Genomic DNA, 17552 nt, shown 5'->3' with positions numbered 1-17552 from the left:
CTAGTCAACCAACTTTTAAACAATAATTCTAAGGAGATTAAAAATGAGAAAAATCATTAACCTATGTGTGATTGGAGCCCTCTTATTTGGTTTATACTTGGCGTTCACACCTAAGGAACCAAGAAATGGAATTTTGATATTAGGAGATAAACAGGCTCTACAAGATATACGAAGTGAAAACAAAAGTGAAATTAAGTCTATCGATTTATATAAAGTTAAAACAGCACAATATAATGGAGAATCCGTATTTATTATGGATCAAAAAACTGGTGAAGCCGTAATAAAAAAAGGGATATTACGAGAGGGGGAAGATGATGTTATACCGATTTCAGATCCAATAAAGTCTATACCTAAAATAACAAATGATAATGCTGTGTTATTTGCAGGTGAAAGAAATAAAAAACTAAAAAAAGTAGTAATTGCTGACAAGGAAATACCGGTAAAATATGATAGTAATACTTGGTTTGGGCATAGTCGTGACTCGAATTATGAACAATGTATTTTAATTGTCAATAATTCTACATTTACTCAAATTCCTGTACAAGAAACTTATATGGGAATTTTTGAACTTAACAAAGTTTATGGAAATAATCATGGAGTTGTTGATACCAAGGATAAAAAATCAGTACAAGTGGAGAACGAATTTCAAAAACTTATTGAGAGTAGAAAAGATAATTCACAGTTTTTAGAAGGATTATCAATTATAAAACAATAATAAGCTTATAAAAAAGGTGAAAATTAAATTCGGTATTAACTAGAAAATAATATAAATATTACGGAGGATTCATATGGCTGGCGTTATAGGACATACAGTAGTTACCGCAACTGCAGGATTAATATATAAAAAACACTTAAATATTACAACTTTATTTTTCGGTATGGCGATTCCGGATGCTATAAGTATGTTCATTGGAAAGGTACCCCTTATACCAGGGGGGGCTGTGGATGAAAGTTTCTTAGGTGGACTAGCTTGTGCTTTAGTTTTGACATTACTAATTATGATAGGACTTAAAACGATGCCTAGATTAATGAAACTGTTTACTTATAAACAGAGCTCTTCATTAAAAATTATTTTTATTTCTGCTTTAATAGGTACAGAATTACATGTATTGATGGATCTTATTGCTATAAACGGCTGGCTGAATGGGACCATATTATAATAGTTTTATTTTAATGAAATATATAATTTAGGAAGAGCACTTCTTTTATTTCAAGAAGTGGTCTTTTTGATGTAGAGACTATATTCTCATAAATAACTGTAAAAGGTACAAATTTCGTTATGGGGGTGTCTCAAAATCTTAGCTTGATGGCAATGGGGTAGCACTATCAAAACGCGAATTTCATACGCTAAGGGTTAATCATTTTTTTACAGTTAATTTCGTCTGTAGTAATCGAAGGAAGGTTACAGAGGGGGAGCTGAAAGCTTATAAGTATTGGTTGGACTTTTTGTACAGCAACATCATACATTTGTTACTACCTATATTAATTTAATTGAAAATACGAGATATAAAAAACATCCTGCATGTTTGAACCATGCAGGATGTTTTTTAGTCTTTATTTTTCATAATGTAAGAAACCAAACGAAGGATCTCTAAGTATAACCATACTAATGTCATCATAAGCCCTACTGCGCTGTACCACTCCATATACTTAGGTGCTCCACTCTGAGTACCATTTTCTATGGAAACAAAATCGAGTAATAAATCTAATGCAGCAACAATAATTACAATTGTACTTATAATGATACTAATTGTCCCACCTTGGTGAATATATGGAACTTTCACCCCTAAGATGCCCAGTAAGAAAACAATAAAATACATAATAAGAATTCCAAGTGTTGCAACCGTTACAACCGCACGAAACTTTTTAGTTACTTTTACTACTCGAGTTGCGTATAACAAAAGCATGGAAAATAAAATTGAAATTGTCAGTAATACAGCAGTTAAAACGATAGAATCACCAAATCGCATTGTATAATACGCTGAAATACTTCCTAATAAAATTCCTTGTAATACTGCGTAAATCGGTGCGCAGATTGGTGATATACGAGGATTGAATATAACTACAAATGCGACAATTAGAGTAACTATTATAATTCCAATTAACACAGGTATTTTCATTGTCCCTTGTGTCATCTGTACGTATGAATAGACAGATGCTACAAGAAGTAAGATAAGCAAAATGAATGTTTTTGCTATCGTTCCGCCAATAGTCATCTTAGAAGCATTTGTATTCTCTTTATGAAATTTTTCTTTTTTTAATATTGGATTAGTTGTTCTCATTTTTTCCTCCTAAATACACTCTACCTTTGAAGCATATCTTTATATTTCTAATTTTTTATCAATGATACGACCTGTAATAGCTGTTAGGACAATTATGAATAAGCAAGTGAAACAAATATCTAAAATAGTGAACCCTTCACTAGGATACAGTGATGTGTCAATAAAACCATTGTTATCTATGAACCCCGTACTCTTTATGGTGATTACATATTTCTCTAATTTACTTAAAACGTCCAGTATGAATGTTTGGATTATTAAAAATAAAGCAAGGAAAATAACTGATAAAACCATCTTACTCATTGATGACTTTAAAGGAATCAGCTTTGTAATTACCATGGTGAAATAGCAGGAGATTAATATACTCATGAAATCGATTCCCCATAATAAAACAGAAAGTATGTGATGGTGAAATCCATATGCATATAACTTATGAAATTCTTGTTGGTATCCCCCGACCACTTTTCCTCCGTAGGTACTTTGGGAGAAATAGTATAGAAAAATTAAGCCTATTACTAGTAAAAGAATAAACATTAACGTGAAAAAGAATAAATTTGCATATATATATTTTTTTCCTGAGATGGCTGTATAACGTATCATTGTATTTTTTAGCATTTTATTGAAAGAAGGTAAAGCTATTAAAAGCAGTAAAAATGCAGTGATACCTATAATTAATACATATATACCTAATGTTATATCCTTTGTAAGCTGATTTGTTAGCTTTGATAGTCCCATCATATTAAATAAAAGAAGTAACGAAATAGTAATAAATCCAAAATAAAGGATGGCTATCTTTTTTCTATTACAATTAAATAAATAGCGAAAAAGTGGATTCATTTCTCAAAAACCTCCTTAAATAACTCATGTACTGCTTTTCCATGGTGAAAACGAATTTCTTCTACATTTTCATGCAATACAATACTCCCGTCTTTTAAAAAGATTACCTCATCAAATATATTTTCAATTTCCTCTATTAAATGAGTCGAAATAAGAATGGTACTATCTTCACGATAAAAGTTAAGAATTAAATCTACTATATGCTTTCTAGAAACAAGATCAATTCCACCTAATGGCTCATCTAATACATATACCGTTGCTTTCCTTGAAAAAGTTAATATTAGCTGTAATATCCCTGTTTTCCCTTTTGATAAAATGCTTATATTCTCCTCTAGCGGGATTTTAAAGTTAGCTATTAAATCTATTGCTTGTTGTAGATTAAAATCAGCATACATATCTCGATAGAACAACAAAGCATCTTTTACGGTCATCCATTTTTCAAAAACAGGACTATCGGGCATAAATAAAACGATTTTTTTCGTTTCTAATCCCACCTTTTTATCTTTAATTGTAATACTTCCTTTAGAAGGAAAACGTAAACCCGAAATCATTTTTAATAATGTCGTTTTCCCACTACCATTTTCACCAACAAGACCGATAATTTTTCCTTCTGAGATTGTTAGGCTTACATCTTGAATCACTGTTTTTAAATCATATCTTTTCGACAGATTTTCAACTTTCAATAATTCTTTCATTCATTTCCCTCCTTTTTCTTTTCCAAAGAAGAACGGAGTATTGAGAGAACCTCTTCTTCCATAAATCCTAAGTTATTCATTCCATTTATAAAATTATCAAGCAACTCTTTTGCCATTTCTTTGCGTAGCCCTGTAATTTTTTCTTCATTCATTGTTACAAATCTTCCTGTTCCTCTACGTGTCTCAGCAATACCTTCCCGTTCTAGCTCTTGAAACGTACGTTGAATTGTATTTGGATTAACTTGTAATTCACCCGCTAATTCACGTACGGCAGGAATTTTTTTACCTGGCGCCAAACGTCCTGTTACAATTTCTTTTTTGATGTATTCCATTACCTGAACATAAATAGGGATATTAGGAGAAAACTCAGTTTTCATTTCTTTCCTCCTCTGTATTAGTGTACTAGACAAATAGTACACTAATGTAAATTATATGTAAATAGTTATTTTGAAAACCATAATAAATGGAAGGTGATATATTTAGTGAATTCATGTAAACACCCAAGTGCCAAAAACGACCGTTTATGGAACTGGTTTGTCTTTTTAACAAAAGCGTTAAAAAATCATTCATATCGAGTACCAAAACTCATATTCAAAAACAAAGTTCTTTATTTTAATCCAATGAGGTTTTTGGTACTATTTTAATGGATATATTTAGATAGGAAGTGAAACAATTTGATTTTTGGTTATGCTCGTGTCAGCACAGAAGAACAAAATCTCGATATGCAAATAGATGCTTTGCAACAATATGGTGTAGAAAAGCTATATCAGGAGAAAATGACAGCAATAAAAAAAGATCGTCCGCAACTCGAAGAGTTACTAAAGGTATTACGCAAAGGCGATAAGATAGTTGTTTACAAACTTGATCGAATTATTGGGTGAATCATAGACGCAAGAAAAAGAAACCGAAACAAATAAGAAAAAAACTGTTCAGATGAAACCAATTGTTGGAGAAGAAAAACCATCTAAGGAGAGTAGTAATAAGTTTGTTGACGTTCTCCTTGGTATTCTTCTATTTCCAATTCTTATATGGGCTGTCATGGGAAGTTCTAATATACGAGTAAGTAAAGGAAAAAAGGTCCTTATTATTGTTTTCTTTCTCTTAATTGCAATAGGGTTATCTATGATAGGAAACAAATAAGGAGGAGTTCAGATGTTTAAGAAAAAAAACATTCGCGCTAAACTCGTTAACAAACAAGGGGAAGTCATTCGAGAGTTAAATGGTACAGAAGAAGACTTAGAAGAAATAAGAAAAACGGGTATTGAAATTCGTTTAGTCGAAGAAAACTCATATGAAATGGTAGCAACCGATGAACAACTAGAATTACTAGCAAGAATCGAAGAAGAATATTTAGATGCATGGGAAGAAGACTTAAACAAGAGATTAGAAGAACGAGAAAAAGAAGAAGCAAGACAGAAAGAATTGAAAGAGAAGAATAAATGGAGTACAAAGAAGAAGGTAATTGTCTTTGGACTAATAGCATTCGTCTTTTTCGGATTTCCAATGATTGATGGGTATTATGAAGCAAAACTGGTACACGAAGGAACTTCATTAAACGCTGAAATTACAGGGAGACATGTAGAAAAAGGGTTTATATCTGAACATGGAATACTAATCGTAAAGATAGACGGTAAAGAGTATAATGTAAGAGTAGGTAGAATAACCTTCAACGATGCACAGTGGTTTGGTGGACTAAGAGTCATCAAAACAAAAGATGATAAAGTTAAGATAGACCCTAGATATGAAGCCGAAGATTTAGTTACAAGCAATAAAGAAATAACAAAGTAAAACTTTAATATCTGCTTCTAAAATTAAACAACATTATTATATGCAAATTTGAATTTATTAAAATAAGAAAATTCTAATAAATTTATCATCTCAATATAAACGGTAAGGGTTATTAATATATCGGGGGAATAAAAATTGTTAAACAATAATGTATTAGATGAACTATTTAATGAGGTAGCACATGAGGATGAATCGTATTTTTATTATTTTTACACTATGAAAATGGCAGCAACATCAGAATATATTAAATTTGGTCCTGGTGCATTTTTAGAAAATCAACATCAGGTGATTTGTTTTACTAATAAGAGGGTAATATTGCTTGAATTGAATCCATTAACTGGTAAGTTTAATGGCAATAAGATAATAATAGATATTGAAGATGTAGAGGGGATAAAAGTAAAAAGAGGGCTAATAAAATCTAAAGTTATTGTTACATTAAAAGGTAACAAAGGAGATATCGTTATGAATCCAAATAGTTTTACAATTGGATTGTCAAATCATAAAAAAAATTTAGTGAAACTGCAAGAGATGTATAGTTAAAAATCAGTCTCTATAAAGTTAAAAATCCATTTTGATTAAGATCTTGATTAAAGACTTATTAGGTGAGTAATTTTGTTTAAAAGGAAGAATTATCCTTAATGCTTGTACTCCATTGGATGGGAAGATGTAAGGGATTACGCAAGGAATATCACACTATCAAAAAATTACAGTAAGTTATCTTTATAAAAGAGGTTTCTATTTACGGGTTTATGTGAAAAAATAATTTCATATAACGGATTTAAGGAGGACATTTCATAAATGGAGCAGGTTATACAAGAGTTTTTTTCTCCAAATAAAAACTATAAGGTTCAAATCATTGAAAGAAAAGATGGTCTATATACAACAGAAGCGTATAGATGGATGGAGGATTGTGGATATGAATTTTGGAGTTATATATCACAAGGATTGACTTTGATAGATAGTGAGGAACATGCGCGAAAGATCGCAATGGAACAACTAAAGGAATGTTCAAGGGATGAGTTTTAAAAATATGCTATTTTATCTGTAAAATTATAAGGAATGATGATGTTTTATTGTTGGTGAAAGAATACAAATCTTTCGTAAGTGAACTTAGTATTATTAATTTTTAGACTCACATCTTTTTTAAGAAAATATATAAGTGAATTTCAATTAACCTTATTTATCTTATGTGAATTATAAGGTATAATAAAATTAGGTGCAAAGATGCACTATTTGAAAAAGAGTGCAAGGCAAAAAGGAATCCGTAAAGGGTTCCTTTTTTTTTAGAAAAATGAAACAACTTTGTAATTATAAGGGGATTCATTTTCGTAGATTCAAAATGTAAAAATAACTAAAGAATTAAGTACAAGCACACATTTTAAATAAAAGCTCTGTTAAAGGTAAATGTTGATATTTGAAACCAATCCGAAATCTTAGTATTCTTGTATAAGAACGAACGTTCGTGATATATTAAGGTTGAGCAAAGCGTTCAGTAATCTATTGAAACATATTCGTGATTTGTCTCACAGAGAGAGCAAGTGTTTCAGTGGGGAAAACGCTATGTTGAGCCTTTTTTCTCTGTAGGTGGCCGTGTAATCAATGAAATGACTGATGCTTATGATAGTTTGCGTCTAGCAACATTCAGTGTATAAACGAATGAATTAAGAAAAGGGTGAAATATTGGATAACTCGAAATGGATGCCTTTAAGTAATGTTGATGATGATGAAGAAATTTGGGCAGGAGCAAGAGTTAGGTTGTACAATGTTGGTATGAATAGAGAAGACAAAGAAAATGATTTCTATGAATATATTATTTCTTATATCTACGACAACAATAACTACTTACAACTAACTAATTTAACAACAGGAAAAGCAGGTTATATTATTTGTGTCATTGAAAAAGAATTACCAAATAATTATGCTTTGGGCAAAACATTAAAGCAAAAAATAGGCTTAGAAAATACCTATTTTAGATTTGAATGTGAATAATCAGCAACTAAGGGAAGCACTAACTCTAAGGTGTCTTCCCATATTTAATACTTTTTATCAATAATCAATATTAACAGAGCCTAAATAAAAAAGTGAGAAGAATGAATAACATTCTTCTCACTTTCAGCAATTAGGGTGGCATATTCATCAATATGCATTAGGGTGGAATTTTGGATGAAAAATCCACATGCATAGTATAACAAACTACATAAGGTAGATTATATGTAATATTGCATATAGGGAAAGATTCTTCTATAGAAATAAAATACAGTTTATAATAAGTTATTGATATATTATAAAAAAATAATATGTTATTGGATTTTATATCTATAACTTATGTATACGTGTTACAATGAATTTCTCCAATGTATTTTATTCTCCCATTTAGATTTTATGGTTTAGTTATCCCTTACAACAAAATCGGCCGTAGTGAATGATTCATGAATAGGGTGATGCATTTCGAATGGTTCAAAGGCTGTTAAACATAATCATGCAAAGAATAAATTTACGTAGTTACGTTTTAGAGAATTTATAATGGTAAGGATTTCATCCGATTTGAATAGCACTAAATTAAATTTTTTATCCAATTAAGGACAAATAATATCTGTTAAATGAAGGTTATGTTTCATCCATTTTATTGGAAACAATTCGTAGTCTTAGAATTGCTGAAAATGAAAAGATAACATATTTGAAAGGAGGATAGATAAAACGCTGACTGTGAAATACAAATCGTAAAATAAGAAAGTGTAGATAATAGGATGTAATTGTGGTTTCATTTCGAATGGTACCATAAATGAATGTGGAAAAAATAAAGGAGAAAAATTTAAATAAACTATATAAGTAGTAAAAATGAAAAGGAGAGTATCTAGTGTTTAATATAAAAGAAAGATTGGGACAAATAAAGCTTAAAACGAAGTTGTCTATGGCATTTATCGCAATATTAATTATACCAAGTCTTATCGTAGGAGTGTCATCTTATAATAAAGCAAAAACAGATCTTAATGAAATAATTCTACAATCAGCAAAAGATAATATAAGTATTTTAGATAAGATTGTTGATGATGAATTAGAAAATAAGCATACAGATGTCACTCATTTTGCAAAGGTACTTACACAAGGGGATTATAATCCTGAACAATCGCAAAATGTACAGAGTAAATTTGATCAATATATACAGTTACATCCAGAGATAGAAACGATTTATACAGCATCCAGTAACAATCAATTTATTCATGCACCTGTTGGCAAAATACCAGAAGGATTTAATCCATTAGAAAGTAGTTGGTATAAGGATGCAGTAAAAGCAAATGGAGAGATTATTGTTTCATCTCCATATAAATCAAAGTCTACAGGAAATATGGTAATTGCAATTGCAAAGCAAAATGCTGATAAAAGTGGTGTCATTGGTGTTGACTTGAATATTGAGGATATCGTAAAAACTTCTAAAATGATAAAAATAGGTAAACAAGGCTTCGTATCTATCGTCAGTCAAGATAAGACTATAGTTGTTCATCCTACGCTCAAGCCAGGTGAGAAATTAGAGAAATCATTAGCGGATGAACTGTACAAGAAAGAAGATGACGTAATTACTTATAGCCTTAACGGGGAAGATCGAAACATAAGTTTTAAGACAAACAAAAAAACAGGTTGGAAAATAGCTGGCGTAATGCCTACGAAAGAAATTGAAGAAGCTACCAATCCTATTTTTTATAAAACGCTCACTATAATAGGGGCTTCATTATTGTTAGGCGGAATTGTAATTTTATTCATACTTAGATCCATTATTACTCCACTAAGACAATTAGTTATTTCAGCTCAAAGGATTAGTCAGGGAGATTTAACCGAGAAAATAGATATTCGTTCAAAGGATGAACTTGGTCAATTAGGTGGTAGTTTCAATACAATGGCAGAGTCATTACGTAATATTATTTCTCAAATCAACACATCTGCAGGTCATGTAGCTGCGTCTTCTGAGGAACTAACTGCTAGTGTAGAGCAAGCAAGTGTTGCGACAGAACAAATTACAAAAGAGATGGAAGAAATCTCGAACAGTGCAGAGGTTCAAAATAATGAAGTTGCGTCTGGAGCGAAATTAATTGGTGAGGTAACACGAAATATTCAATACATAGCTGAGAATGCTTCTGAAGTATCGGCTTCATCCATATATACAAAACAAAAAGCCAATGAAGGTGAACAATTAGTAGAACAAACTGTAACACAAATGCAGTCTATACATCACTCGGTTTCTCAATCCGATAATGTAATAAAATTATTAGATAAGAAATCTCAACAAATTGGAAGTATATTAGAAGCGATTCAAAATATTGCGGAACAAACAAATTTATTAGCATTGAATGCAGCAATTGAAGCAGCTAGAGCAGGTGAACAGGGGCGAGGATTTGCAATTGTCGCCGATGAAGTTAGGAAGTTGGCGGAGCAATCATCTGAATCTTCAATGGAAATTGGAAGTTTAATCAATGAAATACAAGCAGACGTACATGAGACTGTAAAAGCTATGAATGAAGTAGGAGTAGAAGTAGAGTCGGGAATTCAGGTTGCGAATGACACAAAACAAAGTTTTTATGAGATTTCAAAATCTGCAAATGATATTGTATCAAAAGTGCATGGTATGGTGGAACTATCAAATAAAATGACAACTGATGCAATGAAAGTCGATACATCAATTGATCAAATAGCTATGGCTGTAAAAGAGAATTCTTCAAGCATGCAAACGATAGCTGGCTCATCTGAGGAACAACATGCTTCTATGGAAGAGATAAATTCTTCAGCAATACAATTAGCACAGATGGCGGAAGAACTTCAAGAGCTAATCGGTGGGTTTAAGATATAAGTTCAGATTCTAGGATAGAATACTAGAAAGCGTGTTAAAGAACGGGAATTAGAAATCTTATATCATAGTAAAAATTATAGTATGTATTACCTATATGGCATCTAGGAAGTTCTAACCCAACTCTTGAAGGGAATTATGGAATTGTTTACGACTTTCAATTTAAAAATGCGGCAGGAAAGAAAATTAGAATTAAACCTGAAATTATTTCAGAAAATGATAAGCCATCTGATCCAGAGAAATTTCCGCCACTAGCATTTTTTTCACAAGTAACTTATTGGACTTCAGGAACTTGGAAAAGTACTAATAAATTAACAAAACCCGATCAATATCATTATATAACTATTCCAGCAGACCAACATGTAAAATTCATTTTACCAAGTGGTAATAATGGTAATAATCTTAATCCCAAATCATTGAATAATGATTTGGGATTAAGATTAAATAAGAAGGTGGAGCATATTGCTGATGCCTTTTTGTCACAAAGGTGTAGGAGAATAAAAAATCGTCAGTCGCTGTTTAAAAGCACTGACGATTTTTTTGTATAGTCTCATAGTTATAGTTAAGTGTTTAAGGTTATATAAATTTCTTTTGAGTGTAAAATCAAAGGAGCGTCACATATTTAATAGAAATTCGGAACATAATTTATTTTAAAGAGATTCAGGTGGGTTTAACTTAATTGAATCTATCATAACTGTAATATTATTCGAATTACCTTTAACTGATAGTTTCATCTTTTCAAGTTGTACTGTTTTTGAAAAATCTTCATGTCCAATTGAATCAATTAATTGATCTAATTCATTAGTCCATGTAATGTTAGTAGCTTGTATCATCGCTTTAATCGTAGGTTTATCTGCATGGCCATTATACATAATTCCATCAATCATTTTTCCGCCTTCCCTTAACATAACACTTACCCATTTTGCATTTCTATCTGAATCATCTCTTGTTTTTGGATAATAAAATCTATATGTATTAGATTTTTTTTCTAGCTCAAGATTAAATGGGAGAATTTTGATATCCTGAGCAGATAATGTACTCTTTATATTATTATAGTTCTTCAAATATTCTTCTGTTGTCATATTATTAAATGGAATTTTTTCTTTTTCACCTTCATGCTTTTTTTGAGATGTTTCCATTTTATTTAGAGTATCCTTGTGTTCTGTATCTTTGCAACCTAATAGGCTAGCTGCTAACAGAAAGGTTCCTAGTAGAAGGATTTTTTTTGTCATATGAATCTCTCCTTAAGTAGTATAGAAAAATGCAGAAAGAGTGGGTATCGGTATCCCTAACACTTTCTGCATTTTTCATGTTTAGATACTTATTGTGTTTTTGGTATATCGAAAGAATATTATTTATATGATCTAATTGATTTAAGAAAGAACAGCACAATTAGCCCTGAAATAAATAATAAGACTCCATTTATTAATAAGATTAATGGTGGACCATATATGTCAGCAAAAAATGAGGAAATAGCTAGAGCGACTGGTGATGCTATACTCGTAAGGGAACCAAGTGTTCCAAAGGTTCTACCTTGCAATTCTGGTGATACTTCAACCTTAATAATGACATTGACTAAGAGTGTGCAGAACGAAAAAAGTATTCCCAAGAGTAGAATTAAAGGCACTGCATACAGTACTGATGGAGCAAAAGATATTCCTACAAAGATTGGAGCCAATAAAACCATACTAAGAATTATCCACCAACCACGACGATGTAATTTTTTATCAAAAAAGATGATAATCCCTGCGCCTAACATATAACCTATTGGAATACTGGATTCTATTATTCCAAATTCAATAGGATTTGCTTTCCATACTTTTACAGACATTACCTGGATAAGCATTAAAGAAGCGGTGAAAAATGTAATTAAAGTGGGTGAGAGAATAATAATAGACTTAGCAAATGGATTCTTCCATATATACTTAAAGCCTGCAATAAGGTCTTCATGAAATGAGTTTTTCACATCAGATTTTTTAATAGAATTAGGAAATTTTCCACTTAACAACACTAGAATGGCAGATAGCATAAAAGTAAATGCGTCGACTGAAATAGCGATGCTCCCACCAAAGGCTGCAACGACAATTCCTCCTATAGCTAGCCCTGATATTCGGGAAACGTTATCTGCGACATTTAATACACCAGTTGCTTGTTGAACTTTTTCTTTTCCTACAATATCGATTAAGGAAGCATGGAAGGCGGGAGATTGAAATAGCCCTGCGCAAGAAGTGAGGGCAGTTAAGATAATAATGAGAATAAATGGTGTGCCAGGAAGTGCAATACAAAGTGCAATACCTAGTATCAAAAGACTTCGTATCATATCTGTTATCCACATTAATTTTCTGCGATCGACCCTATCAGCAACAGTACCTGCGATGGAAGAAAATAACATGCTCATAACCATATGAGTTATAGCAATGGTAGACATTAATTTAGCACTACCGGTGGATTGCAGTACCCAGAGATTTAAAGCAATACTGTGAAATGAATTCCCAAACATTGACAAAGTATAACCTGTAAATACAAATGTAAATGTACGATTTTTCCATATTGTCTTTTTAGAAGAAACAGCAAGAGAAGAATCTAATTCGACTTGTTGTTGCATAGTATGGCCACCTCACAAATTTAAGTATTTAATTTTGAAAATTTGCTTACAAACTAAAAGTGGTGAATTTAAGTAATCAAGTTAATTAGAAGGCTAATGAAATAGAATCTTGCTGCATTAGAGTTATATTAATATAAAATATTGTTATTCTGAGGTAATAAAGGCAGTGATGAGATAGATTTAAGTACATAAGTAACTAATATAATCCCTATACATTATTTTTATGAAATCAAATTACATGAAAATAACTACTAATAGCATTATTACATTCGTAGAAGCAAGTCTATAATGTACAGAGAAATTGTTAATGAATATTTAAGGGAGAACATTTTAACTGTACAATAATGTTTTAACTTTTATATAAGATTTTCAAAAATAAAATATTTCTCCAGATTATTTTGAAATTTACTTACAACTTTTTCCTAGGTTTTTAATATTTGTAAGAACAGAAACTATATTTGTATTTTATAGTTAATTTAGGCATATAAGATTGAAATTAGTAGTATAAATGGTGATTTTATTAAAAATCTAGCATTTATTATAAATACTCCTCTCTTCAGAAAATTTTACCAAATATTTTCAGGTGAATATTACCAAATTAAAAATGTTTTGTCTATATATTTTATTAGTTCTCTATTTTGTAAGCTGATTCAATGAAAATATTTTCTATATTTATCCTCCCTATATAATGACAATTTTTCCCTTACTTCGACATAAATCAAATGGTACAGTTTACAGGACAAATATAGAACCTACTTGTAGACGTTATTTTATATAAAAATTAAAAAAACAGTAGTTACTAGTTAGGAGGGAAAATATATTCTAACTATTTTTCAAATGGTACTTAAGGGTAGGGTGCTGAATGTTTGAAAATAGCTGATTAATACTTCTATAGGATGGAGGTTGTCATTTGAAAGAAAAAGATAGGCTTAAATTTAGTAGGAGTAGTGTGAATTTTTCTAAAGATATAATATATCAAATTGTAACTGACAGATTTCTTAATGGATGTCCATCATATAACCCAAAAGGAGAGTTATACGATGAATCTAGGAGAAATAAAAAGAAATACTTTGGTGGGGATTGGATAGGGATTATTGAAAAATTAAATGCAAATTATTTTACTGAACTAGGTGTGACGTCTCTATGGATATCTCAACCGGTAGAAAATATCTTTACACCAATAAATGATTTGGTAGGAAGTACTTCATATCATGGGTATTGGGCTCGTGATTTTAAAAGAACAAATCCTTTTTTTGGGACATTTGAAGACTTCCAAACATTAATCAAAACTGCTCATGCAAAAGACATAAAAGTTATTATGGATTTTGCGCCGAATCATACCTCACCTGCATTACACGATGATGCGACCTATGCTGAAAATGGTAGATTATATGATGATGGATTATTACTTGGTGGATACGATAATGATTACAATCATTATTTTCATCATAATGGTGGGACGGATTTTGAAGAATATGAAGATGGAGTTTATCGTAATTTATTTGATCTTGCAGATCTAAATCATCAAAATATCGTTATTGATTTGTATTTTAAAGAAGCTATTAAACTATGGTTAGATCAAGGAATAGATGGCATACGGGTTGATGCAGTGAAACATATGTCATACGGCTGGCAAAAAAGTTGGCTAAATTCAATCTATAATCATAGGCCAGTATTTATTTTTGGTGAATGGTATATAAATCCGAATGAGTATGATCATAGAAATATTAACTTTGCAAATAATAGTGGTATGAGTTTGTTAGATTTTAGTTTTGCTCATAAAGTACGTGAAGTTTTTCGAGATGGAATTGATTCCATTTATGGTTTACACAAAATGATTGAAGAAACATATCAAATTTATAATGATGCGAACAATCTTGTTACTTTTATTGACAATCATGATATGGATCGTTTTCACATGAAGGAACAAAGTAAACGTGGAGTAGAACAATCATTAGTATTTTTATTAACTTCAAGGGGGATCCCTTCTATATACTACGGTACAGAACAGTATATGGTTGGGAATGGAGATCCGAATAATCGTGGTCAAATGGAATCTTTTAATGTAAATACAGACAATTTTAAGATAATACAAGCTTTATCTTCGTTACGTAGATTAAATAATGCACTTCCATATGGAACTACTAAGGAACGGTATATAACAGATGATCTCTATGTATATGAAAGATGCTTTGGCGGTGATGTGGTATTAATAGCTTTGAATCGAAATTTAACAGAAGGGTATGAAATAAAAGGTGTTAAAACAGCACTTCCTTCTAGAAAGTATAAAGATATATTAGAGGGCCTTTTAGATGGTGAGGTAATTACGGTTGAGAATAATAGTATAAATTCATTATGGCTCGGACCAGGATCAGTACATGTTTGGCACCATAAAGGAGTAAATAGTTTACCTTTAATAGGAACTGTGGGACATAAAATGACTACAGTTGGTCAAATAATTTGTATTGATGGATGTGGTTTTACTTCTAAAAAAGGATCTGTATTTTTTGAGGAAGAAGAGGCGGAAGTGATTTCATGGTCACATACTAGTATTCAAGTGAAAATTCCAGTGGTGAACGACGGTAAATATGGAATTACTGTTGTAACAGATAAAGGAACTAGAAGTAATATCTATAAACATGTGGAGGTCTTAAATAAAAAACAAGTTTGTATTCGATTTGTTATTGAAAACGGATATGAAATACCCGAGAGTGAAGTTTTTATAATGGGGAATACATATTCATTAGGGGATATGAACCCTTGCAAAGCAGTAGGGCCATTTTTTAACCAAATCATGTATCAATTTCCTATTGGTTATTTTGATATATGTGTTCCAGCAGATACCCTGCTTGAATTTAAATTTATTAGAAGGGTAAATAAAACACTACATATTGAAGGGGGAGAGAATCATAGATACCAGACACCAAAGTTTGGAACAGGTGAGGTTGTGGTAAAATGGCAAACCGCAGAAAAATCTATCTTGGTTGAGATTTAATGATATGAATCTACTTGCTATTAAAAATATTAATTTATATCCATGAGCTATTTCGTTTTGAGGGTTAAATCAGAAATTTATACTAAAGATTTCTAGAGTATAGCTTTGGAGTTTAAAAAATCCGTGTTGAACTGTATGAAGAGAAGTGAAAAAAACAATTTTGGAGGTTGCTATGGTACAAGCTTCTAAAGTGATTACTATTGAAGATTTTTACTCTGAAACACTAGAAAATAGTAGGAAATTATTTGTATATTTACCACCTGGTTACGAAAAGCATTCACAGGAAAGGTATCCTGTATTATATATGCATGCCGGGCAACGTCTATTTGAGCCTTTAATAAAAAATGATGAATCTTGGAATGTCCACAAGACAGCTGATGAGCTAATTCTTGAAGGGAAAATTCAAAAAATAATAATTGTAGGTATAGCACATAAAAGAATTATAGAGAACAATGAGTTTTGCCATTTTATTTCACCAGATAAACATATAAAATGCTCAGGTTTATTATATGAAAAATTTATAATCAATGAGGTGAAACCTTATATCGATGATAATTTCAGAACAATGTCTGACGCTAAAAATACTGCTTTAATAGGTTCTTCAGCAGGAGGTTTATCAACTTATAATATCGGTTTCCGTAACCCTAAAGTGTTTGGGAAAATAGGGATGATATCTCCATTCTTTGTGAAAGTCGAAGATGACCATTCAGAATTAAAATTATATGAGATGTATAAAGGGAAAAAAGACTTGAAAGTTTGGATGGATATAGGTAGTGCAGAAGGCTTTTTCTTGGTGAAACATGTAAGAGATATTGCAGAAACTTTATTAAAAAATGGTTATAAATATAAAGATAATTTAATTTTTTATCAGGATCCAAATGGTGCTCATTTTGAAAAAGACTGGGGAGATCGTATGCATCTTCCATTAATATATTTCTTTGGAGATATAGGGAATATAGTTAATGTTACCTTAGATGGGCGAGATGAAGTTGGATTAACTGGAATGAAGGTGAAAATTAATCCAATTATGACGTACGATAGTGGCTTTAAAATGAGTGATTTAGATGGTGTGTTTTTAGTCAATAACCCAGATGTATTAGAGGTTATGAATGATGGAACGATTATACCCAAAAAAATAGGAGAAGCCGAAGTCACCTTTGTAACACAAGGTGTGAAGGGAATACCAAAAAAATATAAGGTAATAGAAACATTATCAGAATTTGTAGATGTTTCCGTAACAGTCGAAGTACCTGAAAATACACCAGCTGGTGAACGAATTTATATGAGTGTAGGAATGATACTAGATAGAATAGAAAAAAATCGTTTTGCTGGGAACTTTACAGTGCCTAGGGATCTTGCATGCAAGTTTAAGTTTTCAAGAGGCTTTAGGCTCTTTGAAGTGGATAAATTTGGACAACCTATTCAAAATAGGAAATTTAAAGCTACTAAGGACTTACAGTTAAATTATACTGTCGAGAACTGGATAGGACTATAAAAATTAAAAGTGTGGGGTGAG

15 protein-coding genes and 3 pseudogenes are annotated in these 17552 nt (G+C 31.2%); 12 read left to right on the top strand and 6 right to left on the bottom strand.

The genetic code is table 11. The annotated features are described in order from the left end of the window. Positions 1-43 precede the first annotated feature (43 nt). On the top strand, positions 44-715 hold the full coding sequence (locus tag ILT06_RS20260) for a lipoprotein BA_5634 family protein (RefSeq protein WP_078183138.1): 672 nt from the start codon (positions 44-46) through the stop codon (positions 713-715). A gap of 73 nt (positions 716-788) precedes the next feature. After that, positions 789-1160 (top strand): hypothetical protein, encoded by a 372-nt coding sequence (locus ILT06_RS20255; RefSeq protein ID WP_078183139.1) that lies wholly within the window; start codon positions 789-791, stop codon positions 1158-1160. 387 nt (positions 1161-1547) lie between these two features. Here the strand turns inward: ILT06_RS20255 and ILT06_RS20250 are convergent, their stop codons facing one another. Genes ILT06_RS20250 through ILT06_RS20235 form a run of 4 tightly spaced genes read right to left on the bottom strand, consistent with a single transcriptional unit; the run spans position 1548 to position 4188 of the window. Then, positions 1548-2282 carry a Bax inhibitor-1/YccA family protein gene (locus ILT06_RS20250; protein ID WP_222655423.1) on the bottom strand — a complete coding sequence of 245 codons (735 nt, stop codon included), beginning with the start codon at positions 2280-2282 and terminating at the stop codon, positions 1548-1550. 39 nt (positions 2283-2321) lie between these two features. Then, positions 2322-3116 carry an ABC transporter permease gene (locus ILT06_RS20245; protein ID WP_222655422.1) on the bottom strand — a complete coding sequence of 265 codons (795 nt, stop codon included), beginning with the start codon at positions 3114-3116 and terminating at the stop codon, positions 2322-2324. Further along, positions 3113-3811 (bottom strand): ABC transporter ATP-binding protein, encoded by a 699-nt coding sequence (locus tag ILT06_RS20240; RefSeq protein WP_222655421.1) that lies wholly within the window; start codon positions 3809-3811, stop codon positions 3113-3115. Before ILT06_RS20240 ends, ILT06_RS20245 begins: the two co-directional genes overlap by 4 nt. Then, positions 3808-4188, bottom strand: a complete 381-nt coding sequence (locus tag ILT06_RS20235; RefSeq protein WP_098103513.1) for a GntR family transcriptional regulator — start codon at positions 4186-4188, stop codon at positions 3808-3810. The genes ILT06_RS20240 and ILT06_RS20235 overlap by 4 nt, the downstream gene beginning before the upstream one ends. A gap of 297 nt (positions 4189-4485) precedes the next feature. Between ILT06_RS20235 and ILT06_RS20230 the strand changes: the two are divergent. The 8 genes and pseudogenes from ILT06_RS20230 to ILT06_RS20195 all read left to right on the top strand — a co-directional run. Beyond that, positions 4486-4683, top strand: a pseudogene (locus ILT06_RS20230) (recombinase family protein); the annotation flags it as partial. A 5-nt stretch (positions 4684-4688) separates the two neighbouring features. Further along, positions 4689-4951: pseudogene (locus ILT06_RS20225) on the top strand (hypothetical protein). 12 nt (positions 4952-4963) lie between these two features. Then, positions 4964-5599, top strand: a complete 636-nt coding sequence (locus ILT06_RS20220; protein ID WP_222655420.1) for a hypothetical protein — start codon at positions 4964-4966, stop codon at positions 5597-5599. A gap of 135 nt (positions 5600-5734) precedes the next feature. Next, positions 5735-6139, top strand: a complete 405-nt coding sequence (locus tag ILT06_RS20215) for a PH domain-containing protein (protein ID WP_222655419.1) — start codon at positions 5735-5737, stop codon at positions 6137-6139. Between the two features lie 258 nt (positions 6140-6397). Next, the gene (locus ILT06_RS20210; RefSeq protein WP_000438636.1) at positions 6398-6625 is read left to right on the top strand and encodes a hypothetical protein; all 228 of its coding nucleotides are present in this window, start codon (positions 6398-6400) and stop codon (positions 6623-6625) included. A 450-nt stretch (positions 6626-7075) separates the two neighbouring features. Then, positions 7076-7212: pseudogene (locus ILT06_RS20205) on the top strand (IS1595 family transposase); the annotation flags it as partial. A gap of 85 nt (positions 7213-7297) precedes the next feature. Continuing rightward, positions 7298-7588 (top strand): hypothetical protein, encoded by a 291-nt coding sequence (locus ILT06_RS20200; protein WP_041184987.1) that lies wholly within the window; start codon positions 7298-7300, stop codon positions 7586-7588. A gap of 868 nt (positions 7589-8456) precedes the next feature. Next, the gene (locus ILT06_RS20195; protein WP_222655418.1) at positions 8457-10439 is read left to right on the top strand and encodes a methyl-accepting chemotaxis protein; all 1983 of its coding nucleotides are present in this window, start codon (positions 8457-8459) and stop codon (positions 10437-10439) included. A gap of 647 nt (positions 10440-11086) precedes the next feature. Here the strand turns inward: ILT06_RS20195 and ILT06_RS20190 are convergent. After that, positions 11087-11668, bottom strand: coding sequence for a hypothetical protein (locus ILT06_RS20190; RefSeq protein ID WP_222655417.1), 582 nt, complete (start codon positions 11666-11668; stop codon positions 11087-11089). A 119-nt stretch (positions 11669-11787) separates the two neighbouring features. After that, positions 11788-13041 (bottom strand): MFS transporter, encoded by a 1254-nt coding sequence (locus ILT06_RS20185; protein ID WP_222655416.1) that lies wholly within the window; start codon positions 13039-13041, stop codon positions 11788-11790. A gap of 910 nt (positions 13042-13951) precedes the next feature. On the opposite strand from ILT06_RS20185, the gene ILT06_RS20180 reads away from it, so the two are divergent. Continuing rightward, positions 13952-16036: an alpha-amylase family glycosyl hydrolase gene (locus ILT06_RS20180; protein WP_222655415.1), complete on the top strand. Its 2085-nt coding sequence runs from the start codon at positions 13952-13954 to the stop codon at positions 16034-16036. A gap of 172 nt (positions 16037-16208) precedes the next feature. After that, on the top strand, positions 16209-17531 hold the full coding sequence (locus ILT06_RS20175; RefSeq protein WP_222655414.1) for an alpha/beta hydrolase: 1323 nt from the start codon (positions 16209-16211) through the stop codon (positions 17529-17531). Positions 17532-17552: the final 21 nt, after the last annotated feature.

Origin of the sequence: Bacillus sp. 17RED48, assembly GCF_019837545.1 — a bacterium.
Taxonomy (GTDB): domain Bacteria; phylum Bacillota; class Bacilli; order Bacillales; family Bacillaceae_G; genus Bacillus_A; species Bacillus_A wiedmannii.
The sequence above is the reverse complement of the archived record's forward strand: the minus strand, read 5'-3'. Positions and strand labels throughout refer to the sequence as shown.

What these genes read in the sequence shown, in the direction of transcription:
- ILT06_RS20260 (WP_078183138.1), top strand. Translation starts at nt 44, where the DNA reads ATGAGAAAAATCATTAACCTATGTGTGATTGGAGCCCTCTTATTTGGT.
- ILT06_RS20255 (WP_078183139.1), top strand. Translation starts at nt 789, where the DNA reads ATGGCTGGCGTTATAGGACATACAGTAGTTACCGCAACTGCAGGATTA.
- ILT06_RS20250 (WP_222655423.1), bottom strand. Translation starts at nt 2,282, where the DNA reads ATGAGAACAACTAATCCAATATTAAAAAAAGAAAAATTTCATAAAGAG.
- ILT06_RS20245 (WP_222655422.1), bottom strand. Translation starts at nt 3,116, where the DNA reads ATGAATCCACTTTTTCGCTATTTATTTAATTGTAATAGAAAAAAGATA.
- ILT06_RS20240 (WP_222655421.1), bottom strand. Translation starts at nt 3,811, where the DNA reads ATGAAAGAATTATTGAAAGTTGAAAATCTGTCGAAAAGATATGATTTA.
- ILT06_RS20235 (WP_098103513.1), bottom strand. Translation starts at nt 4,188, where the DNA reads ATGAAAACTGAGTTTTCTCCTAATATCCCTATTTATGTTCAGGTAATG.
- ILT06_RS20220 (WP_222655420.1), top strand. Translation starts at nt 4,964, where the DNA reads ATGTTTAAGAAAAAAAACATTCGCGCTAAACTCGTTAACAAACAAGGG.
- ILT06_RS20210 (WP_000438636.1), top strand. Translation starts at nt 6,398, where the DNA reads ATGGAGCAGGTTATACAAGAGTTTTTTTCTCCAAATAAAAACTATAAG.
- ILT06_RS20200 (WP_041184987.1), top strand. Translation starts at nt 7,298, where the DNA reads ATGCCTTTAAGTAATGTTGATGATGATGAAGAAATTTGGGCAGGAGCA.
- ILT06_RS20190 (WP_222655417.1), bottom strand. Translation starts at nt 11,668, where the DNA reads ATGACAAAAAAAATCCTTCTACTAGGAACCTTTCTGTTAGCAGCTAGC.
- ILT06_RS20185 (WP_222655416.1), bottom strand. Translation starts at nt 13,041, where the DNA reads ATGCAACAACAAGTCGAATTAGATTCTTCTCTTGCTGTTTCTTCTAAA.
- ILT06_RS20175 (WP_222655414.1), top strand. Translation starts at nt 16,209, where the DNA reads ATGGTACAAGCTTCTAAAGTGATTACTATTGAAGATTTTTACTCTGAA.